At 49.7% G+C, this 20,035-nt stretch carries 32 protein-coding genes; 10 read left to right on the plus strand and 22 right to left on the minus strand.

Annotated features, from left to right (window positions below; genetic code table 11):
* Window positions 1-9: 9 nt before the first annotated feature.
* The 19 genes from GN278_17175 to GN278_17265 form a co-directional block, all read right to left on the minus strand.
* Complete coding sequence (locus GN278_17175) at window positions 10-171, minus strand: hypothetical protein (protein ID XAT62348.1); 162 nt, start codon at window positions 169-171, stop codon at window positions 10-12.
* Window positions 168-752, minus strand: a complete 585-nt coding sequence (locus GN278_17180; GenBank protein XAT62349.1) for a hypothetical protein — start codon at window positions 750-752, stop codon at window positions 168-170. The genes GN278_17175 and GN278_17180 overlap by 4 nt, the downstream gene beginning before the upstream one ends.
* Window positions 753-781: 29 nt before the next feature.
* On the minus strand, window positions 782-943 hold the full coding sequence (locus GN278_17185; protein XAT62350.1) for a hypothetical protein: 162 nt from the start codon (window positions 941-943) through the stop codon (window positions 782-784).
* Window positions 940-1,524 carry a hypothetical protein gene (locus tag GN278_17190; protein ID XAT62351.1) on the minus strand — a complete coding sequence of 195 codons (585 nt, stop codon included), beginning with the start codon at window positions 1,522-1,524 and terminating at the stop codon, window positions 940-942. The genes GN278_17185 and GN278_17190 overlap by 4 nt, the downstream gene beginning before the upstream one ends.
* Window positions 1,525-1,553: 29 nt before the next feature.
* Window positions 1,554-1,715, minus strand: coding sequence for a hypothetical protein (locus GN278_17195; protein ID XAT62352.1), 162 nt, complete (start codon window positions 1,713-1,715; stop codon window positions 1,554-1,556).
* The gene (locus tag GN278_17200; GenBank protein ID XAT62353.1) at window positions 1,712-2,296 is read right to left on the minus strand and encodes a hypothetical protein; all 585 of its coding nucleotides are present in this window, start codon (window positions 2,294-2,296) and stop codon (window positions 1,712-1,714) included. Before GN278_17200 ends, GN278_17195 begins: the two co-directional genes overlap by 4 nt.
* Window positions 2,297-2,325: 29 nt before the next feature.
* Window positions 2,326-2,487 carry a hypothetical protein gene (locus GN278_17205; protein XAT62354.1) on the minus strand — a complete coding sequence of 54 codons (162 nt, stop codon included), beginning with the start codon at window positions 2,485-2,487 and terminating at the stop codon, window positions 2,326-2,328.
* Entirely contained in the window at window positions 2,484-3,068 is a 585-nt protein-coding gene (locus GN278_17210; protein XAT62355.1) for a hypothetical protein, read from the minus strand. Before GN278_17210 ends, GN278_17205 begins: the two co-directional genes overlap by 4 nt.
* Before the next feature lie 29 nt (window positions 3,069-3,097).
* On the minus strand, window positions 3,098-3,259 hold the full coding sequence (locus GN278_17215) for a hypothetical protein (protein ID XAT62356.1): 162 nt from the start codon (window positions 3,257-3,259) through the stop codon (window positions 3,098-3,100).
* Window positions 3,256-3,840 carry a hypothetical protein gene (locus GN278_17220; protein XAT62357.1) on the minus strand — a complete coding sequence of 195 codons (585 nt, stop codon included), beginning with the start codon at window positions 3,838-3,840 and terminating at the stop codon, window positions 3,256-3,258. Before GN278_17220 ends, GN278_17215 begins: the two co-directional genes overlap by 4 nt.
* A gap of 29 nt (window positions 3,841-3,869) precedes the next feature.
* On the minus strand, window positions 3,870-4,031 hold the full coding sequence (locus tag GN278_17225; GenBank protein ID XAT62358.1) for a hypothetical protein: 162 nt from the start codon (window positions 4,029-4,031) through the stop codon (window positions 3,870-3,872).
* Entirely contained in the window at window positions 4,028-4,612 is a 585-nt protein-coding gene (locus GN278_17230) for a hypothetical protein (protein ID XAT62359.1), read from the minus strand. Before GN278_17230 ends, GN278_17225 begins: the two co-directional genes overlap by 4 nt.
* 29 nt (window positions 4,613-4,641) lie before the next feature.
* Window positions 4,642-4,803: a hypothetical protein gene (locus GN278_17235; GenBank protein XAT62360.1), complete on the minus strand. Its 162-nt coding sequence runs from the start codon at window positions 4,801-4,803 to the stop codon at window positions 4,642-4,644.
* Window positions 4,800-5,384 (minus strand): hypothetical protein, encoded by a 585-nt coding sequence (locus GN278_17240; protein XAT62361.1) that lies wholly within the window; start codon window positions 5,382-5,384, stop codon window positions 4,800-4,802. The genes GN278_17235 and GN278_17240 overlap by 4 nt, the downstream gene beginning before the upstream one ends.
* A 29-nt stretch (window positions 5,385-5,413) precedes the next feature.
* Window positions 5,414-5,575, minus strand: a complete 162-nt coding sequence (locus GN278_17245; GenBank protein XAT62362.1) for a hypothetical protein — start codon at window positions 5,573-5,575, stop codon at window positions 5,414-5,416.
* Window positions 5,572-6,156, minus strand: a complete 585-nt coding sequence (locus GN278_17250; GenBank protein XAT62363.1) for a hypothetical protein — start codon at window positions 6,154-6,156, stop codon at window positions 5,572-5,574. Before GN278_17250 ends, GN278_17245 begins: the two co-directional genes overlap by 4 nt.
* Before the next feature lie 29 nt (window positions 6,157-6,185).
* On the minus strand, window positions 6,186-6,560 hold the full coding sequence (locus GN278_17255; protein ID XAT62364.1) for a hypothetical protein: 375 nt from the start codon (window positions 6,558-6,560) through the stop codon (window positions 6,186-6,188).
* A 45-nt stretch (window positions 6,561-6,605) separates the two neighbouring features.
* Window positions 6,606-6,992 (minus strand): hypothetical protein, encoded by a 387-nt coding sequence (locus GN278_17260; protein XAT62365.1) that lies wholly within the window; start codon window positions 6,990-6,992, stop codon window positions 6,606-6,608.
* A 153-nt stretch (window positions 6,993-7,145) separates the two neighbouring features.
* Complete coding sequence (locus tag GN278_17265) at window positions 7,146-8,369, minus strand: argininosuccinate synthase (protein ID XAT62366.1); 1,224 nt, start codon at window positions 8,367-8,369, stop codon at window positions 7,146-7,148.
* Between the two features lie 157 nt (window positions 8,370-8,526).
* Between GN278_17265 and GN278_17270 the strand changes: the two genes are divergently transcribed.
* From GN278_17270 to ilvA, 3 genes are all read left to right on the plus strand, one after another.
* Window positions 8,527-9,297 carry a hypothetical protein gene (locus GN278_17270; protein ID XAT62367.1) on the plus strand — a complete coding sequence of 257 codons (771 nt, stop codon included), beginning with the start codon at window positions 8,527-8,529 and terminating at the stop codon, window positions 9,295-9,297.
* Window positions 9,298-9,391: 94 nt separating this feature from the next.
* Complete coding sequence (locus GN278_17275; GenBank protein XAT62368.1) at window positions 9,392-10,144, plus strand: hypothetical protein; 753 nt, start codon at window positions 9,392-9,394, stop codon at window positions 10,142-10,144.
* A 46-nt stretch (window positions 10,145-10,190) separates the two neighbouring features.
* Window positions 10,191-11,417, plus strand: coding sequence for a threonine ammonia-lyase IlvA (gene ilvA / locus GN278_17280; protein ID XAT62369.1), 1,227 nt, complete (start codon window positions 10,191-10,193; stop codon window positions 11,415-11,417).
* Between the two features lie 246 nt (window positions 11,418-11,663).
* On the opposite strand, the gene GN278_17285 is transcribed toward ilvA, so the two are convergent.
* Window positions 11,664-12,221 (minus strand): TetR family transcriptional regulator, encoded by a 558-nt coding sequence (locus GN278_17285; GenBank protein ID XAT62370.1) that lies wholly within the window; start codon window positions 12,219-12,221, stop codon window positions 11,664-11,666.
* Window positions 12,222-12,352: 131 nt separating this feature from the next.
* On the opposite strand from GN278_17285, the gene GN278_17290 reads away from it, so the two are divergent.
* Both GN278_17290 and GN278_17295 read left to right on the plus strand, forming a co-directional pair.
* Window positions 12,353-13,288: an SDR family NAD(P)-dependent oxidoreductase gene (locus tag GN278_17290; protein XAT62371.1), complete on the plus strand. Its 936-nt coding sequence runs from the start codon at window positions 12,353-12,355 to the stop codon at window positions 13,286-13,288.
* Window positions 13,289-13,606: 318 nt separating this feature from the next.
* Entirely contained in the window at window positions 13,607-14,278 is a 672-nt protein-coding gene (locus GN278_17295; protein XAT62372.1) for a hypothetical protein, read from the plus strand.
* An 87-nt stretch (window positions 14,279-14,365) separates the two neighbouring features.
* On the opposite strand, the gene GN278_17300 is transcribed toward GN278_17295, so the two are convergent.
* On the minus strand, window positions 14,366-14,698 hold the full coding sequence (locus GN278_17300; protein ID XAT62373.1) for a hypothetical protein: 333 nt from the start codon (window positions 14,696-14,698) through the stop codon (window positions 14,366-14,368).
* Window positions 14,699-14,858: 160 nt separating this feature from the next.
* Here GN278_17300 and GN278_17305 point away from each other — a divergent pair, with 160 nt between their 5' ends.
* Window positions 14,859-16,145, plus strand: a complete 1,287-nt coding sequence (locus GN278_17305) for a SpoIIE family protein phosphatase (protein ID XAT62374.1) — start codon at window positions 14,859-14,861, stop codon at window positions 16,143-16,145.
* Here the strand turns inward: GN278_17305 and GN278_17310 are convergent.
* Window positions 16,111-16,560: an NUDIX domain-containing protein gene (locus GN278_17310; protein XAT62375.1), complete on the minus strand. Its 450-nt coding sequence runs from the start codon at window positions 16,558-16,560 to the stop codon at window positions 16,111-16,113. The genes GN278_17305 and GN278_17310 overlap by 35 nt on opposite strands.
* A gap of 78 nt (window positions 16,561-16,638) precedes the next feature.
* Between GN278_17310 and GN278_17315 the strand changes: the two genes are divergently transcribed.
* Genes GN278_17315 through GN278_17330 form a run of 4 tightly spaced genes read left to right on the plus strand, consistent with a single transcriptional unit; the run spans window position 16,639 to window position 20,021 of the window.
* Complete coding sequence (locus GN278_17315; GenBank protein XAT62376.1) at window positions 16,639-17,637, plus strand: Hsp33 family molecular chaperone HslO; 999 nt, start codon at window positions 16,639-16,641, stop codon at window positions 17,635-17,637.
* The gene (locus GN278_17320; GenBank protein ID XAT62728.1) at window positions 17,621-18,226 is read left to right on the plus strand and encodes a CoA pyrophosphatase; all 606 of its coding nucleotides are present in this window, start codon (window positions 17,621-17,623) and stop codon (window positions 18,224-18,226) included. The genes GN278_17315 and GN278_17320 overlap by 17 nt, the downstream gene beginning before the upstream one ends.
* The gene (locus GN278_17325; protein ID XAT62377.1) at window positions 18,223-19,371 is read left to right on the plus strand and encodes a CCA tRNA nucleotidyltransferase; all 1,149 of its coding nucleotides are present in this window, start codon (window positions 18,223-18,225) and stop codon (window positions 19,369-19,371) included. Before GN278_17320 ends, GN278_17325 begins: the two co-directional genes overlap by 4 nt.
* Window positions 19,372-19,418: 47 nt before the next feature.
* Window positions 19,419-20,021, plus strand: coding sequence for a LysE family transporter (locus tag GN278_17330; GenBank protein XAT62378.1), 603 nt, complete (start codon window positions 19,419-19,421; stop codon window positions 20,019-20,021).
* Window positions 20,022-20,035: the final 14 nt, after the last annotated feature.

Consider the following 20,035-nt stretch of genomic DNA (forward strand, 5'->3'; position numbering starts at 1 on the left):
ACGTAATTTCTAAACCGTCTTAATGACCTTGGAATTAGCCAACTGTGTCGAACCTTCAGGTAGATCAATGCTCAGGGTCCGAGCCGCATCTTTCAAATCCTCTAAGGTAAAGAAATTTCCAGAATTATTTGCCGCTTTTAATTCCGCCAAAAGTACCGCAAGATCGTTCATTGTCTTGCTCCCTCAACAAAGTCACCACGAGCAATTTTTTGCTGCAATTCTTGCGTGAAAATAACATCTGCTGACTGCACGCCACCATGGGCAAGCCCAAGCCAATTTCCCATAAAATTCGTTAGAATATCTTCGAGCAAGGTAAGCGCAAATTCTTGCTGTTCTGGATTTGCAAACTTGTCGGCATTTGTCATTTTATAGGTTTGTAGATCCGTCACATTTAAGGTTTCGGTGTACTTTTCATGTTGCGCACCAATATGTCCAAACTCCCAATACCTTGATCCATCCTCGCGATCTTTCGAAGTTAACATGAACCTTTTTTCGGGCGACTTTGAAAACGCGATTGAGCGCCCTTCAATGTGCAAGATAAAGACAAAGCCAGGCTCATCTCGGTCCTTGGATGTGTGTTCGTGCAAAAATACATCATCGCGGCTTGTCCAAACTGTTTTGGAGTTTATGTCAAACCAGAAGCTCAATCCTGTTCGGGCGCCGCTGTAGGTTCTTTCTTTACCCGTTTTAAGTGGCTCCTGCTCGTAACTACTACCTGTAAATTGCTTATTTCCATCTGCATCTATGAACATATTCTATTTTTCCTAAAACAACGTAATTTCTAAACCGTCTTAATGACCTTGGAATTAGCCAACTGTGTCGAACCTTCAGGTAGATCAATGCTCAGGGTCCGAGCCGCATCTTTCAAATCCTCTAAGGTAAAGAAATTTCCAGAATTATTTGCCGCTTTTAATTCCGCCAAAAGTACCGCAAGATCGTTCATTGTCTTGCTCCCTCAACAAAGTCACCACGAGCAATTTTTTGCTGCAATTCTTGCGTGAAAATAACATCTGCTGACTGCACGCCACCATGGGCAAGCCCAAGCCAATTTCCCATAAAATTCGTTAGAATATCTTCGAGCAAGGTAAGCGCAAATTCTTGCTGTTCTGGATTTGCAAACTTGTCGGCATTTGTCATTTTATAGGTTTGTAGATCCGTCACATTTAAGGTTTCGGTGTACTTTTCATGTTGCGCACCAATATGTCCAAACTCCCAATACCTTGATCCATCCTCGCGATCATCGGAAGTTAACATGAACCTTTCTTCGGGCGACGTTGAAAACGCGATTGAGCGCCCTTCAATGTGCAAGATAAAGACAAAGCCAGGCTCATCTCGGTCCTTGGATCTGTGTTGATGCAAAAATACATCATCGCGGCTTGTCCAAACTGTATCGCAGTTCATGTCAAACCAGAAGCTCAATCCTGTTCGGGCGCCGCTGTAGGTTCTTTCTTTACCCGTTTTAAGTGGCCTCTTTTCGTAAGTACTACCTGTAAATTGCTTATTTCCATCTGCATCTATGAACATATTCTATTTTTCCTAAAACAACGTAATTTCTAAACCGTCTTAATGACCTTGGAATTAGCCAACTGTGTCGAACCTTCAGGTAGATCAATGCTCAGGGTCCGAGCCGCATCTTTCAAATCCTCTAAGGTAAAGAAATTTCCAGAATTATTTGCCGCTTTTAATTCCGCCAAAAGTACCGCAAGATCGTTCATTGTCTTGCTCCCTCAACAAAGTCACCACGAGCAATTTTTTGCTGCAATTCTTGCGTGAAAATAACATCTGCTGACTGCACGCCACCATGGGCAAGCCCAAGCCAATTTCCCATAAAATTCGTTAGAATATCTTCGAGCAAGGTAAGCGCAAATTCTTGCTGTTCTGGATTTGCAAACTTGTCGGCATTTGTCATTTTATAGGTTTGTAGATCCGTCACATTTAAGGTTTCGGTGTACTTTTCATGTTGCGCACCAATATGTCCAAACTCCCAATACCTTGATCCATCCTCGCGATCTTTCGAAGTTAACATGAACCTTTTTTCGGGCGACTTTGAAAACGCGATTGAGCGCCCTTCAATGTGCAAGATAAAGACAAAGCCAGGCTCATCTCGGTCCTTGGATGTGTGTTCGTGCAAAAATACATCATCGCGGCTTGTCCAAACTGTATCGCAGTTCATGTCAAACCAGAAGCTCAATCCTGTTCGGGCGCCGCTGTAGGTTCTTTCTTTACCCGTTTTAAGTGGCTCCTGCTCGTAACTACTACCTGTAAATTGCTTATTTCCATCTGCATCTATGAACATATTCTATTTTTCCTAAAACAACGTAATTTCTAAACCGTCTTAATGACCTTGGAATTAGCCAACTGTGTCGAACCTTCAGGTAGATCAATGCTCAGGGTCCGAGCCGCATCTTTCAAATCCTCTAAGGTAAAGAAATTTCCAGAATTATTTGCCGCTTTTAATTCCGCCAAAAGTACCGCAAGATCGTTCATTGTCTTGCTCCCTCAACAAAGTCACCACGAGCAATTTTTTGCTGCAATTCTTGCGTGAAAATAACATCTGCTGACTGCACGCCACCATGGGCAAGCCCAAGCCAATTTCCCATAAAATTCGTTAGAATATCTTCGAGCAAGGTAAGCGCAAATTCTTGCTGTTCTGGATTTGCAAACTTGTCGGCATTTGTCATTTTATAGGTTTGTAGATCCGTCACATTTAAGGTTTCGGTGTACTTTTCATGTTGCGCACCAATATGTCCAAACTCCCAATACCTTGATCCATCCTCGCGATCATCGGAAGTTAACATGAACCTTTCTTCGGGCGACGTTGAAAACGCGATTGAGCGCCCTTCAATGTGCAAGATAAAGACAAAGCCAGGCTCATCTCGGTCCTTGGATCTGTGTTGATGCAAAAATACATCATCGCGGCTTGTCCAAACTGTATCGCAGTTCATGTCAAACCAGAAGCTCAATCCTGTTCGGGCGCCGCTGTAGGTTCTTTCTTTACCCGTTTTAAGTGGCCTCTTTTCGTAAGTACTACCTGTAAATTGCTTATTTCCATCTGCATCTATGAACATATTCTATTTTTCCTAAAACAACGTAATTTCTAAACCGTCTTAATGACCTTGGAATTAGCCAACTGTGTCGAACCTTCAGGTAGATCAATGCTCAGGGTCCGAGCCGCATCTTTCAAATCCTCTAAGGTAAAGAAATTTCCAGAATTATTTGCCGCTTTTAATTCCGCCAAAAGTACCGCAAGATCGTTCATTGTCTTGCTCCCTCAACAAAGTCACCACGAGCAATTTTTTGCTGCAATTCTTGCGTGAAAATAACATCTGCTGACTGCACGCCACCATGGGCAAGCCCAAGCCAATTTCCCATAAAATTCGTTAGAATATCTTCGAGCAAGGTAAGCGCAAATTCTTGCTGTTCTGGATTTGCAAACTTGTCGGCATTTGTCATTTTATAGGTTTGTAGATCCGTCACATTTAAGGTTTCGGTGTACTTTTCATGTTGCGCACCAATATGTCCAAACTCCCAATACCTTGATCCATCCTCGCGATCTTTCGAAGTTAACATGAACCTTTTTTCGGGCGACTTTGAAAACGCGATTGAGCGCCCTTCAATGTGCAAGATAAAGACAAAGCCAGGCTCATCTCGGTCCTTGGATGTGTGTTCGTGCAAAAATACATCATCGCGGCTTGTCCAAACTGTATCGCAGTTCATGTCAAACCAGAAGCTCAATCCTGTTCGGGCGCCGCTGTAGGTTCTTTCTTTACCCGTTTTAAGTGGCTCCAGCTCGTAAGTACTACCTGTAAATTGCTTATTTCCATCTGCATCTATGAACATATTCTATTTTTCCTAAAACAACGTAATTTCTAAACCGTCTTAATGACCTTGGAATTAGCCAACTGTGTCGAACCTTCAGGTAGATCAATGCTCAGGGTCCGAGCCGCATCTTTCAAATCCTCTAAGGTAAAGAAATTTCCAGAATTATTTGCCGCTTTTAATTCCGCCAAAAGTACCGCAAGATCGTTCATTGTCTTGCTCCCTCAACAAAGTCACCACGAGCAATTTTTTGCTGCAATTCTTGCGTGAAAATAACATCTGCTGACTGCACGCCACCATGGGCAAGCCCAAGCCAATTTCCCATAAAATTCGTTAGAATATCTTCGAGCAAGGTAAGCGCAAATTCTTGCTGTTCTGGATTTGCAAACTTGTCGGCATTTGTCATTTTATAGGTTTGTAGATCCGTCACATTTAAGGTTTCGGTGTACTTTTCATGTTGCGCACCAATATGTCCAAACTCCCAATACCTTGATCCATCCTCGCGATCATCGGAAGTTAACATGAACCTTTTTTCGGGCGACTTTGAAAACGCGATTGAGCGCCCTTCAATGTGCAAGATAAAGACAAAGCCAGGCTCATCTCGGTCCTTGGATGTGTGTTCGTGCAAAAATACATCATCGCGGCTTGTCCAAACTGTAAAGGAGTTCATGTCAAACCAGAAGCTCAATCCTGTTCGGGCGCCGTTGTAGGTTCTTTCTTTACCCGTTTTAAGTGGCCTCTTTTCGTAAGTACTACCTGTAAATTGCTTATTTCCATCTGCATCTATGAACATATTCTATTTTTCCTAAAACAACGTAATTTCTAAACCGTCTTAATGACCTTGGAATTAACCAACTGTGTCGAACCTTCAGGTAGATCAATGCTCAGGGTCCGAGCCGCATCTTTCAAATCCTCTAAGGTAAAGAAATTTCCAGAATTATTTGCCGCTTTTAATTCCGCCAAAAGTACCGCAAGATCGTTCATTGTCTTGCTCCCTCAACAAAGTCACCACGAGCAATTTTTTGCTGCAATTCTTGCGTGAAAATAACATCTGCTGACTGCACGCCACCATGGGCAAGCCCAAGCCAATTTCCCATAAAATTCGTTAGAATATCTTCGAGCAAGGTAAGCGCAAATTCTTGCTGTTCTGGATTTGCAAACTTGTCGGCATTTGTCATTTTATAGGTTTGTAGATCCGTCACATTTAAGGTTTCGGTGTACTTTTCATGTTGCGCACCAATATGTCCAAACTCCCAATACCTTGATCCATCCTCGCGATCATCGGAAGTTAACATGAACCTTTCTTCGGGCGACGTTGAAAACGCGATTGAGCGCCCTTCAATGTGCAAGATAAAGACAAAGCCAGGCTCATCTCGGTCCTTGGATGTGTGTTCGTGCAAAAATACATCATCGCGGCTTGTCCAAACTGTAAAGGAGTTTATGTCAAACCAGAAGCTCAATCCTGTTCGGGCGCCGCTGTAGGTTCTTTCTTTACCCGTTTTAAGTGGCTCCTGCTCGAAACTACTACCTGTAAATTGCTTATTTCCATCTGCATCTATGAACATATTCTATTTTTCCTAAAACAACGTAATTTCTAAACCGTCTTAATGACCTTGGAATTAACCAACTGTGTCGAACCTTCAGGTAGATCAATGCTCAGGGTCCGAGCCGCATCTTTCAAATCCTCTAAGGTAAAGAAATTTCCAGAATTATTTGCCGCTTTTAATTCCGCCAAAAGTACCGCAAGATCGTTCATTGTCTTGCTCCCTCAACAAAGTCACCACGAGCAATTTTTTGCTGCAATTCTTGCGTGAAAATAACATCTGCTGACTGCACGCCACCATGGGCAAGCCCAAGCCAATTTCCCATAAAATTCGTTAGAATATCTTCGAGCAAGGTAAGCGCAAATTCTTGCTGTTCTGGATTTGCAAACTTGTCGGCATTTGTCATTTTATAGGTTTGTAGATCCGTCACATTTAAGGTTTCGGTGTACTTTTCATGTTGCGCACCAATATGTCCAAACTCCCAATACCTTGATCCATCCTCGCGATCATCGGAAGTTAACATGAACCTTTCTTCGGGCGACGTTGAAAACGCGATTGAGCGCCCTTCAATGTGCAAGATAAAGACAAAGCCAGGCTCATCTCGGTCCTTGGATCTGTGTTCGTGCAAAAATACATCATCGCGGCTTGTCCAAACTGTTTTGGAGTTTATGTCAAACCAGAAGCTCAATCCTGTTCGGGCGCCGCTGTAGGTTCTTTCTTTACCCGTTTTAAGTGGCTCCTGCTCGTAACTACTACCTGTAAATTGCTTATTTCCATCTGCATCTATGAACATATTCTATTTTTCCTAAAACAACGTAATTTCTAAACCGTCTTAATGACCTTGGAATTAGCCAAGGCTTCTTTCAACTCAATCGCCCCAAAAATCCGCCCCGGATTGGCATTATGAACAACTGCGACAATATCACCGAAGATATTCGCGGTGTAACCAGCAGACCCAATGCCCCAAGGGCTGTCTGGCGCGGCGGCGTCGACGGAACCGGAAAAACCGGGAGTTAACGCATCGGCATCTTCTATCGCTTGTCGAACCTCTTTATTTTGCAAAATCTTTCCCACATCGGTGTTACCGTTATGGGTGATATGAGCTGATCCAGAGGCAGCGGCTAGCTCTGTATAAAAAACCCACCCCAGAGCGCCAACCAAGAGTAGAAAATCGCCAAAACAGGTTATTTTAAACAAGCGCCTCATTTATCGGCACGCAGATGTTGCCAAAGCCCTTGCTGGTCATGTGGCCACAAACTCAACCTTGATCCGGTCGGGGTCTTCAATAAAAAGTGCATAATAATCCTTACCACCCGCAAAGGGATATTTGTCGTCATAAAGGCAGGAAATTGCCTGCGCCCAACAATGCTGTCGTAAACCATCAACACGCTGCTGCCCTTCTACGCGAAACGCCAGATGGTTTAGGCCAACCCCACATCTGTGATAGGGGTGCGCGGCTTGTTTTTCAGCAACTTGAATGAACGTTAGATACCCCTCGCTATCTTTGCCAAGGGTAAACCCATCTTCCCAACGTCCGGTAGCGCAATATCCGATCTGACCCAAGATATCAGACCAGAACGCATAGGATTTCTCAAGGTTTGAGACATAAATTTCGATATGATGCAGCATTTAAATATCAAGCTTAAATCGGCAAAAACCGCAGCCGACACTTACTGGCGTATCTTTTGCAATTTTAATACGTCATAGGACGCTGTAAAGAGCGCCAAGTCAACTATTGATTGTGTGAGTGCTTTAAATATCCACCCCCATTAGCTGACGATCCTACCCCAGCCGACGGTTGCGCGCCGCCAGCAGTTTTAGGCGCAGCGCGTTCAGTTGAATAAAGCCCGCCGCATCGGTTTGATCATAGGCGCCAGCGTCATCTTCAAAGGTCACATGCGCTTCGGAATAAAGGCTATGTTCGGACCAGCGGCCAACAGTGCGCGCCGCGCCTTTGTAAAGTTTGACCCGCACGGTGCCGGTGACGTGTTCTTGGGATGCGTCAATCAGCGCCTGCAGCATTTCACGCTCGGGCGAATACCAAAAGCCGTTATAAATCAGCTCGGCATATTTTGGCATTAGCTCGTCTTTTAAATGCGCCGCGCCGCGATCAAGGGTGATCTGCTCGATGCCGCGATGCGCTTCGAGCAGGATAGTGCCGCCGGGGGTTTCATAGATGCCGCGCGATTTCATGCCGACAAAGCGCCCTTCCACCAGATCAAGCCGGCCAATGCCGTGTTTGCCGCCCAACTCGTTCAGGCGGGTCAGGATCGTCGCCGGCGACATGGCTTCGCCGTTGATCGACACCGCATCGCCGCGCTCAAAGCCGATCTCGATAAACTCGGCGGCATCGGGCGCCTCTTCTGGGCTGACGGTGCGCTGATAGACATAATCGGGCGCTTCGACGGCAGGGTCTTCCAGCACCTTGCCCTCGGATGAGGTGTGCAGCAGGTTGGCATCCACGCTAAAGGGCGCCTCGCCGCGTTTGTCTTTGGCGATCGGGATTTGGTTTTCTTCTGCAAAGGCGATCAGTTTGGTGCGGCTTGACAGATCCCATTCGCGCCAAGGGGCGATGACTTTTATGTCGGGGTTAAGCGCATAGGCGGCCAGTTCGAACCGCACTTGGTCATTGCCTTTGCCGGTGGCCCCATGCGCCACTGCATCGGCGCCAGTTTGCGCCGCAATTTCCACCAGCCGCTTTGAAATGAGCGGCCGCGCAATAGAGGTGCCCAGCAGGTAAAGCCCTTCATAAAGCGCATTGGCGCGAAACATCGGAAAGACGAAATCGCGGACAAACTCTTCGCGCACATCCTCGATAAAGATATTCTCGGAGCTGATCCCCAGTAGTTCGGCCTTTTTGCGCGCCGGCTCAAGTTCTTCGCCCTGCCCCAGATCGGCGGTATAGGTCACCACTTCGCAGCCGTATTCGGTCTGCAACCATTTTAGAATGATCGAGGTATCAAGACCGCCAGAATAGGCAAGAACAACTTTTTTCGGCGCAGACATGGGGTTTCCTGTGACAGTGGATGTTTGAAAGCTCGCAGGCGCGGATAACGGGTTTTGCGGCGCGGGGCAAGAGCAATGGCAAACATGACTTGCGCAGCGGATCAGGTTGGGGTTATTATTTCTGCAATTTTAAAGTGTATTTAAGAAAGTTATTTATATGCAGGCTTGGAACTTACTTCGTCATTCCTTTGTTATGTTATTTGGAAACTTTGCCATCGCGCTGCGCTTATCGGCGGTACTATACGCCGTGCAAGCGATCCCAAACATCTATTTTTTGAATTTCATGTCCGGTGTTGCAGATGCCGAGCTTGGGTCAAGCCCACAATTTTGGCTTTTCGGGTCTTTCAACATGGTCATTTTGATGATCACCGGCTATTGGATCGCTGTGGCCTGGCACCGGTTTATTTTAAGTGAAGAAATACCAAGCGGATATATCCCAAAATTCCATGGCCGGCGCATAATGGCCTATTTTGGCCAAAGCGTGTTATTGGCTTTGCTGATTCTTGCTCTAGGTTTGGCTCTAAGTATCGGATTGATCCCAATAACCATATTTCTTGCCTTTCCCTTGTTCGGTGATCTTAGCCAAACCTATCTAACCTATATATTTTATTTATTGATTGGTCTGCTGATTGCACCCATACTTTTTCGCTTTTCTACGGTTCTGCCTGCGGCTGCATTGGGCAAGCGGTTCATTTGGGGTGCAGCATGGCAGACTACCAAAGGCAGCACAGGCTCTTTAGTGCTGGTCTCACTGGTGCTTTGGGGGGGCTTGGGTTTGGCAGATTGGCTTGTGACCGATCTGATTTCAGGCAGTCTCTTTCTTCTAGTGCTTTGGACAATCCCTTTTCAGTGGGTCTTTCTGATGATCCATATCAGCATTCTCACCACGCTCTACGGTCACTACGTGGAAAAGCGGGCGTTGGTTTAAAGTCGCGGGACACGGATGCGTTAGGCTTGCGCGGCGGGTCAGGTTGGGGTTATGGTTGCTGCAATTTTAAAGTGTATTTAAGAAAGTTATTTATATGCAGGCTTGGAGATTACTTCGCCATTCCTTTGTTATGCTGTTTGGAAATTTTGCCATCGCGCTGCGCTTGTCGGCAGTGCTGTTCGCGGTGCAAAACATCTCAATGATGGCATATTTCGCGTCCGGTACTTCAATTGCCAAGCTTGGATTAAGCCCACAATTTTTGATCATCTGGTCTTTCGACAAGGTCATATGGATGATCACCGGATATTGGATCGCTGTGGCTTGGCACCGGTTTATTTTACGTGAAGAAACACCAACCGGATTTATCCCAAAATTCCATGGCCGGCGCATGATGGCGTATTTTGGCCAAAGCTTATTATTGTTTTTGCTCTGTTGGGCTTTAGGGATTGGATTGACAATGATATTTGTAGATCTTGTTATGTCCCGGTTCGATGATCTTAGCCTAACCTTTACAAAGATGACAGTAATTGGTGCGATAGTTATGCTTATTGCACCCATATTCTTCCGTTTTGCAGCGATCCTCCCTTCGGCGGCATTGGGCGAGCGGCTCGCTTGGGGAGCAGCATGGCGGGCTACCAAAGGCAGCACAGGCGCTTTAATGCTTGTCTCACTGGTGCTTTGGGTGGGCTTGATTTGGGTCAGTGAGCATGCGACCAACCTGATTTCAGGCAATCTCTTTCTTCTGACGCTTTGGGTCATCCCTTTTCGATGGGTCTTTCTCATGATCAATGTCAGCATTCTCACCACGCTTTACGGTCATTACGTGGAAAAGAGAGCGTTGGTTTAAAGGTGCGGGGCTTGCCTTTAGCCTTGCTCTGCGGCACAGCTAGGGCATGAATGATTTTGCCGCCCTTGCCCGCAATTCCGAAACCCAGATGCGCGATGTTTTTGCCGAAACACCGCTGCAGAAAAATCACCATCTATCCGCGCTTTATGACGCCGACATCTGGCTCAAGCGCGAAGACCTTGCGCCGGTGCGCTCGTATAAGCTGCGCGGTGCGTTCAACGCCATGCGCAAACGGCCCGAACAGAAAAAATTCGTCTGCGCCAGCGCCGGCAACCATGCCCAGGGCGTGGCCTATATGTGCCGCCATTTCGGCGTGCAGGGCACTATTTTTATGCCGGTCACCACCCCGCAGCAGAAAATTCAGAAAACCCAGATTTTCGGCGGCGATACGGTCAAAATTAAACTGGTCGGCGACTATTTCGACGAATGCCTTTTGGCGGCGCAAAGCTTTTGCCGCCAAAGCGGAGCGCATTTCCTGTCGCCCTTTGATGATGCGGATGTAATCGAAGGTCAGGCTAGTGTTGCGGTGGAAATTGAACGCCAGCTGGGCGCCACGCCGGATCATATTGTGCTGCCGGTTGGCGGCGGCGGGCTTGCCTCTGGGATGCTAGGATATTTCGGCGATCAGTGCCGCGCAACCTTGGTTGAACCGATGGGCGGGGCCTGTCTTTGGGCCGCGCTCGAGGCCGGTCATCCAGTGGCGTTAGAGCGGGTGGATACCTTTGCCGATGGCGCAGCCGTGGGCCAGATCGGCGCGCTTACATTTGCCCGTCTTAAAGAGGTTGGCCAAGAAAATCTGCTGCGCATCCCCGAAGACCGGATTTGCACCACGATGGTTGAGATGCTCAACCTCGAAGGCATCGTGCTTGAACCGGCCGGCGCGCTGGCCATAGATGCGCTCAAAGATCTGCGCGATGTCATTCGCGGCCGGCGTGTGGTTTGTGTGTCCTCGGGGGGGAACTTTGATTTCGAACGCCTGCCGGAGGTCAAAGAACGCGCCCAGCGCTATTCAGGGGTCAAGAAATACCTCATCCTGCGGATGCCGCAACGCCCGGGTGCGCTCAAAGATTTTTTGAATTTTCTAGGCCCCGATGATGATATCACGCGGTTTGAGTATCTCAAAAAGTCTGCGCGCAATTTCGGCTCGATCCTGATCGGGATCGAAACCAAATCCCCCCAGCAGTTTGACGGGTTTTTCAAACGGCTGGATGAGGCCGGCTTTACCTATTCCGATATCACCAATGACGAGATCTTGGCGCAATTTGTGATCTAGGATCAGGGCCTTTAGGGTGAATGCCCCAATGGCACAGTTGGATGTCAGTTTAGAGGCCAAAGCCTACCTAATTGCAATTGCAATTGAGTGTAGGATGAGTTGACAGGAAGTTTGTGTTTACACGAGATACTTCTGCATCGGCGCAAGTCAGGCTCAAGCCCTTTTTCGCAAGCTGTATATGTGCAACCATCCCTTGCTCATAGGAGTTAATTCATTTGTCAGTCCTGAAAAACACTAGGTGTTAATTTAAGAAATCAACGATAGTACCGCTTGCTTTAAGACCTTTAGGCGGGTCTCAAGAACCTCTCGGTTTTGTGCGTAGTATTTCGCGTTCATACTTGTGGAATAAACAAAATCTGCCAACGCCTTTGCATCGGGACTTGATGGCGAACTGTTAGTTAAATGTAGCTCAAGTAAGGCTGCGAACTTGTTTGCCCATTGATTTGAAAGGTCGATAAGTTCCTCATGTGCGATAGAATTTATACCATCAATCAAATCTGCAATTTCAGGTGAGCTTTGAACGGCATCATACCAATACAGTGGACCTAACTCAAAAAAGGTATCCAACTTGTCACCAAGGTCTTGTTGATTTCGCCATCTCGCTTCGACGGCGGCCATCGTCTTTTCTGCGCCAAAACGTAGCGTTGCGCGTAGAACGGACGCTTTGTTCGGGTATTCATTGTAGAGCGTTTGTCTCGCCACACCGGCAGTTTTTGCGATGTCATTCATCGTCGTCTTGCTGACACCATAACGTGAAAAGACGATTTCAGCGGCTCTTAGGATCTGTACTTTGCGTTCGCTCATTTAATGTATTTCGCTCTATTGACACCAGCTGTCAATTGTTTCAAATAGACATTTGTTGTCTAATTGTATATTTGTGGTGATAAAATACTATTAGAACCACCGGACAAAATATTTTGAAAAGGAGATTTACAATGGCTAAAAAGATCAACCAATCTGGATTTTCCGATTGGAAGCCAAGCCAACTACAGGATCTGAGCGGAAAGACCTATGTCATAACTGGGTCAAACTCGGGGATTGGTTTTGAAGCGGCACGCCTCCTTGGCGAACGCAGCGCTAAAATCATCATGGCTTGCCGCTCAATAAACAAGGGTGAAAAAGCGCGTGATAAACTGAAAGAGACCTGCACCGGTGACGTCGATTTGGTTCAGATCGACTTGAGCGACCTTTCGTCAGTTCGAAAAGGCGCAGATGAAATCAGGGCTCGAGCCAACTCGATCGATGGTTTAGTCAACAACGCCGGGATCATGATGACGCCGCAGGAAAAGACCGTGGATGGCTTTGACCTGCAAATGGGTGCCAATCATCTGGGCCACTTCCTGTTGACCGGTTTGTTGCTGGAAAAGGTCGAAGCCGCCAAGGGGCGTATCGTTGTATTATCGAGCATTGCACATAAGGGCGGCGCTCTCGATTTGGACGACTTCATGTCTGATCGAAAATACTCGCCAACAAGGGCCTACGCGCAATCAAAACTGGCAAATCTGATGTTTGCGTTCGAACTGGACCGCCGTCTTCAAGCTGCTGGCAGTAAAGCTATCTGTATAGCTTGCCACCCGGGTTATACTGACACGAACCTTCAAAGCACTGGGCCGACTGGGCTTCTTAAGGTATTTTGGAGCACAATGAACAAGCTGGCCGCACAAGGTTTGGAGGCAGGTGCAACCCCTACCGTACTCGCTGCCGCTGGAAAAGAGGCCAAACGGGGTGCTTATTATGGCCCCGGTCGATTTGGTGATACACGAGGTCCTATCAGTGATGCAAATGTTGCGGATCATGCCCTCGACCAAGACAAACAGACGCGCCTATGGGAAAAGAGCGAGAAGCTTGCAGGGCTTGAATGGGGTATTTGAAACTGGCAGTGATAGATTTTGACTAAAACCCAACAACGCCCAGTTTGTCCGTAATGCAGCCTTTCGCAAACCCAACCCCCCAGCAGTTTGACGGGTTTTTCAAACGGCTGGATGAGGCCGGCTTTACCTATTCCGATATCACCAATGACGAGATCTTGGCGCAATTTGTGATCTAGGATCAGGGCCTTTAGGGTGAATGCTTCAATGGCACGGTTGGCAGTCCGTTTAGGGCTCGAAGAAGGCCGCATAATCCACTTGAGTTTTTAAGAATGTCAATTGAGAGTGGGCAAAGAGCCGTTGCAAAAACCGAAGTGGGATATGAATAAACCTTCCATCCAAAGAATTTATGGAGAAGCAAAAAGCGCGTTGCAGTTGGCTTGTGGCAAGAGCCCCGTTTTTGTTGATCTGTTGAATTTCTTGAATGCGCAGAATTTCTCTGTTGAAACCATTAACGAATTTACCGGCGGCGTTCCTCGGCATGAAACGCTGCTTTATTCTGCCATTTCTAAAATACCGGACACGTCATTTTTCAAACTAAAATCCGCTTTGATGGCTGGCTACAATCAATTGCAGTGGCGGGTTGATGACGGCGGCTTTTATGCCAAAGGCTCTGACGTTGGTGATGGATATAGGCGTGGAAACTTGCACGCCCTGCTGGTTGGTCCAGAGGACTGCCCATTTGTGGCAAATGACTTTCTGCTCGGTTTCTTTCTCTTGTCGCCAAACACGCTTTACCGTGACCATAAACACTTGGCGCCTGAAATATACATCCCATTGACCGGCCCCAGCGGGTGGCGGTTTGACCAAGGCGCTTGGAAAGATCACACTGCCGGCAGCGCCATTTATAATCCGCCTAATCTCGTCCACGCCACACGGGTTTACGAAACGCCGTTTCTTGCGCTTTTTGGATGGTCGCAAGATATAGGATCAGCCTGCGAAGTTGTTTTTGCAGACGACTGGGAAAACGTTGAAAAAGAGCTCGCACCCTAAAACCCAATGTTCCGGTTGGCGCGTCCAAAGTGTGCTTTTGCCACGATGTAAAACGCTGCGCTTCTTCTGTTTATTTATAGTCCAACCCTAGGCCGCGAACCGCTTTGGTGATTGTTCCAAAAACACCGCGCGGGCGCTGTCATAAACGGTGATAATCGCGCCAAGATCAACGCTGTCGCTGCGCCCTTGGGCGGCGGCAGTTTCACCCGCTTGGCACAGATCGGCAAATTGCGCAAAGCCCAAGTTAAGCGCGCTGCCCTTTAAAAAATGCAAATGCGCTTCAAGATCGGACAGCCCCTGACCATCGCGGAGCAGTTCAATTATGGCGTCCACCTCTTCTAAGAACAGCTCGATAATCTCGGCGAAATCATCAACGCCAACTTCTTCGCGTAGCTCGGCCACGCGGTCCCAATTTATCATCTGATGTCTCCTACTCGTCCCCGCAAATAGCCTGCGCTCCAATAGTAAACAAATCCTTGACCGTTAAGATTTTAGCAACTCAAATTTAACCTTTTAGAGGTTGTTAACCCTATGGCCCCAGTTTGAGTTTGGGTAAAAACGGGGGGGTCAGGTGACACATATGGCACAAACGGCCGAAGGGCCGCATTGCGGCGCGGTAGAACATATTCTGGTGGTTGACGACAGCCGCCTGCAGCGCCGGATTGTATCGGCGATGCTCAACCGCTGGGGCTACCGCGTCACCGAGGCAGGCACTGGCGCGGATGCTTTGCTTCAGTGCAAAGAAAACTGCCCCGACCTGATTGTCAGCGATTGGATGATGCCGGGGATGACCGGGCTTGAGTTTTGTCTGCAGCTGCGTGCGATGAACGCGGATCGCTATAGCTATTTTATCCTGCTGACCTCAAAATCGGAAAAGGATGAAATTGCGCATGGGCTGGAAAACGGCGCCGATGATTTTCTAACCAAACCGGTCAATGCGCATGAGCTGCGTGCGCGCATATCTGCCGGTGAGCGGATTTTACAAATGCAGCGCGAATTGCAGGATAAAAACGCGCTGATCACCACCACCCTGGATGAATTGCAATGCCTTTATAGCGCCTTGGACAAAGACCTGATCCAGGCGGAAAAACTGCAACAATCGCTGATCAAGGACCGACATAAAAGCTTTGGGCCGTTTGATTTATCGCTGATGCTGCACAGCGCTGGACACGTGGGCGGTGATCTAGTCGGGCTGTTTCCCGCCGGCCCGAACCATTTGGGTATCTATGCAATTGATGTATCGGGCCATGGGATCAGCTCGGCGTTGATGACCGCGCGGCTGGCGGGATATTTGTCTTCGGCCTCGGTGGCGCAAAATATGGCGCTGCGCTATGACGATAAAGGACGGGTTCAGGTTTTGCCCCCCGATGAAGTGATCGCCAAGCTCAACACCGCCGTACTGGACGAGCTGAAAACTGATCTCTACTTTACCTTGCTTTTGGCCGATCTTGATCTGCGCTCGGGCGCGGTGCGCATGGCGCAGGCGGGCCACCCCCACCCGCTGATCCAGCGCGCTGACGGGCAGATTGAACAACAGGGCCCCGGCGGGCTGCCTGTGGGGTTGGTCGAGGGCGCGACGGTCGAAGGCTTTGGCACCACGCTTGCCCCCGGTGATCGTCTGCTCATCCTATCAGATGGGGTGACCGAATGTCCAAGCCCAGCAGGCGAAATGCTGGCCGAGGAAGGGCTGGCGCAAATGGTGGATACCCTGCGCCCCAAGCGCGGCGCAGAATTTTTAAACGGTCTAATGACGCAGCTGACGGCATTTTCCGGCAGCGGTGATTTTCCCGATGATGTCTCGGGCATCTTGCTTGAATACTGCGGCGGCGCGGCTAAAGACCCGCCTGCTCTAGATAGTCCAGGATAAAGGCCCGATCCCCGGGGTTTTCGACGAGCTCGGCCGCCAGCGCAGCTGGTACCAGATGATCTGTGTGACCCTCTTCTGTCGGATCCCCCAACCGGCGCACTGGATCGGCGCAATACACCGTGCAGATTTTATCCGCCCAAAGATCATATTCCGGCATATAAACAAAGCGCCGAAATGCGCCCACCCGCCGCGGGCGGGTAATCCGCCAGCCGGTTTCTTCCATCACTTCACGGTAGAGTGCCGAAATAGGATGCTCGCCGGGATCTATACCGCCTCCGGGCAATTGAAATTCAGCCGTGACCGCAATTTGATGGGTCAGCAAAAGCTGATTGCCCAAAGGCAAAATCGCATAAATGCCAGGACGAGACACATATTTTGTCCCACTGCGTGGGGGGATACCATACCGTTTTATCATAGCGCATACCCTTGGACCGATACTTGCCCCCCTTATATAGACAGGGTAAGGCACCACAAGCCGTTAAAAGGAAAGCGAATGTCACGAGCAAAGCAACTGGCCTGGGACGATACGGTTTTACCGTTCCAGTTGGATAAATCAGATATCAGGGGCCGCGTGGCCCGGCTTGATGGCGTGCTAAGCGGTGTTCTTCGCCAGCATAATTATCCACCGCAAGTCGAAGCGCTGGTGGCGGAAATGACCTTGCTCACAGCGCTGATCGGCCACAGCATTAAGTTGCGCTGGAAACTGTCGCTTCAAGTGCAGTCGAAAGGCGCGGTTCGGCGCATTGCCACCGATTATTATGGCCCCAGCAAAGAGGGCGAACCAGCGCGCATCCGCGCCTATGCAAGCTATGATGCCGACCGGCTTGCAGAGGGCGATCCGTTCGATCAGATCGGCGAAGGGTATTTCGCCATTTTAATTGATCAGGGCGAAGGCACACAGCCCTATCAGGGCATTACCCCGATTGCGGGCGGCTCTTTGGCGGCTTGCGCCGAGGCTTATTTTGCCCAGTCCGAACAATTGCCAAGCCGGTTTTCTCTTAGCTTTGGCCGTTCAAGCGAACCCGGGGTCGCCGAACACTGGCGCGCCGGCGGGATCATGCTGCAGCACATGCCAAAATCAAGCCTGTCTGCCACTTCTGGCGAGGCCACGGGCGAAGATGGTCTGCTGGCGGCCGATGACCTGCTGAAAGGCGACGATAGCGAAAACTGGAACCGTGCGAATATTTTGCTCGACACTGTGGAAGAGCTGGAATTGATAGGCCCAACCGTATCGCCGGATGACGTTCTGGTGCGCCTGTTTCACGAAGAAATTCCACGGGTTTATGACGCGCAGACCCTGCGCTTTGGCTGCACCTGCTCAGAAGAGAGGGTGCGCCAATCACTGTCGATCTACTCGGCCAAAGACATTGAATCCATGACCACCCCAGAAGGACGGGTCACTGCCGACTGTCAGTTCTGTGGGGCGCATTACGATCTTGATCCAGCCACTGTCGGGTTCGAGGCCAAAGCTGATGATGTCGCCCAGCGCTGATCCTTTGGCAGCGGTGCACAGCGCGCTTACGTCTTTGTCGGGCGGATCGTCGGATTATGATCTGAACCCCGCAGTGGTTTTGCCCCCCAATCGGGTTTTGCGGCGTGCAGCCGTACTGGTGGCGATCGAACCGCATCCAGATGGCCCAAGGGTGCTGTTGACCAAGCGTGCGGCACATCTTGACCAGCATCCAGGTCAGGTCGCCTTTCCTGGCGGCAAAGTCGATGCCGGTGACCGCGATGATACCGCCGCCGCACTGCGCGAAGCCAACGAAGAGGTTGGGCTTGACCCGTCCAATGTGGACGTGCTTGGTCATTTGTCTGTCCATGAAACAGTGACCGGATTTCGTGTCACCCCTGTGGTCGGTGAACTCTCCACTAGCTTCACACCCGTTCCAGAAGCCGGTGAGGTGGATGAGGTGTTTCATGTTCCTCTGGCGTTTTTAAGCGATCTGTCCAACTATAACGTCGAAGCGCGGCACTGGAACAATCAGTGGCGGCGCTATTACACCGTGCCCTACGGACCCTATTATATCTGGGGGGCTACGGCGCGAATTCTCTACGGGCTGGCCGAAAGGATGCAGCGATGAAACTGACGGGGGACTGGTATAAGACCGCAGCGCCGCAGCGCCTGTGCCGCGTGCTGGATGCAGGCGGCCATCAGGCACTTTTTGTCGGCGGCTGCGTGCGCAATGATCTGCTACACCAAGCGGTAAGCGATATTGATATCGCCACCGATGCGCGGCCCGAGCGGGTGATTGAGCTGGCCAAGGCCGCCGGATTAAAGCCCATCCCCACAGGGATTGACCATGGCACAGTAACCGTTGTGGTCAGCGGCACGGCCTTTGAGGTGACCAGCTTTCGCACCGATGTCAGCACCGATGGCCGGCGCGCAGTGGTGGCGTTTTCCGATGATATTACCGCTGATGCCCAGCGCCGGGATTTTACCATGAACGCACTTTATGCACAGGCCTCGGGCGCGGTGATCGACCCGCTTGAGGGCCTTGGCGATCTTCGGGCGCGGCGGGTGCGGTTTATCAAAGATGCAGCCCAGCGTATCGAGGAAGATTACCTGCGCATCCTGCGTTTTTTTCGCTTTTCTGCATGGTATGGCGATCCGCAACTGGGCTTTGATCCAGAGGCGCTGGCGGCAATTGGTGCCCATATCGACGGATTGGACGGGCTGTCCAAAGAACGTATCGGCAATGAGCTTTTAAAGCTTTTGGCAGCGGCTGATCCGGCGCCCAGTTTGGCGGTCATGCGCGCTACAGGCGCATTGGTGAGGGTTTTGAATGGCGCCGATGATAGGTCCATTGGGCTTTTGGTGCATCTTGAGCAGAGCAACAGAGTTCAGCCCAACCCCATACGGCGCTTGGCAGCGCTTGGCGGCATGGATGTGCAAGCCGCGCTGCGGCTGAGCAAACAGCAAGATAAAACCCTAACGCTTTACAAAGGCGAAATGGGCAGCGCATCGGGCGCAGGGGAACTGGGCTATCGCCACGGCGTGATTGCGGCGCAGGATATTTTACTATTGCGCGCGGCGCAGTTTGAAACCGAAGTGGCGAGCGGGGATTTTAATGCCGCTGACATTGGAGCCAATGCAAGTTTTCCGGTTGCAGCTCAGGATTTGATGCCGCAGTATTCCGGTGCGCAATTGGGCGCAGAGCTACGGACATTAGAGCAGCGCTGGATTGACTCAGGCTTTCAATTGAGCAAAAAGGCGCTTTTGTCTTAAGAAGTTTCGACGCCGGCCGTTAGGGCTGTTGGTTTTTATATTGGGGAATACCTTTGGACCTTTACAGCCTGTTTACTCTTATTCTTTTGGCCGCGTCCTCGGCCTTTACCCCCGGTCCAAACAACGCTTTGGTCGCAGCCTCGGGTGTGAATTTTGGCTACCGCCGAACGCTGCCGCATATTTTTGGCATTGCGCTCGGGTTTGCGGTGATGATTTTCATCATTGGGCTATTTATAGGGCAGCTGTTCCAACAAAGCGCCGTGCTGCGTGAGCTCTTGCGCTGGGCCGGGGTTTTTCTGCTGCTCTATGTGGCGTATAAAATCGCCACGGCAGGCGGGCTCACCGACAGCAGCGGGCAAAGCCGGCCGTTCCGGTTTATTGAAGCGGCGGGGTTTCAATGGATCAATCCCAAAGCCTGGGCCATGGCCGGTGCAATCACCGCACAGTTTATTGATCCGCTGGCAACGTTAAAAACGGCCTTGATTATCGCAGCAGTTTTCGTGGTCACGGGGCTTTTCTCGGCATCTGCCTGGACATTTCTAGGCCAATGGCTCGCGCAGTTTCTAAAAAGCCCAGAGCGGCAGGCTTTGTTCAACAAGGTCATGGGGGCCTTGGTTGCAGCCTGTGTTTTCGGATTGGTGTTTGAGTGATCGTTTGATCCGCG

The organism is Rhodobacteraceae bacterium Araon29 (assembly GCA_039640505.1).
Taxonomy (GTDB): domain Bacteria; phylum Pseudomonadota; class Alphaproteobacteria; order Rhodobacterales; family Rhodobacteraceae; genus CABZJG01.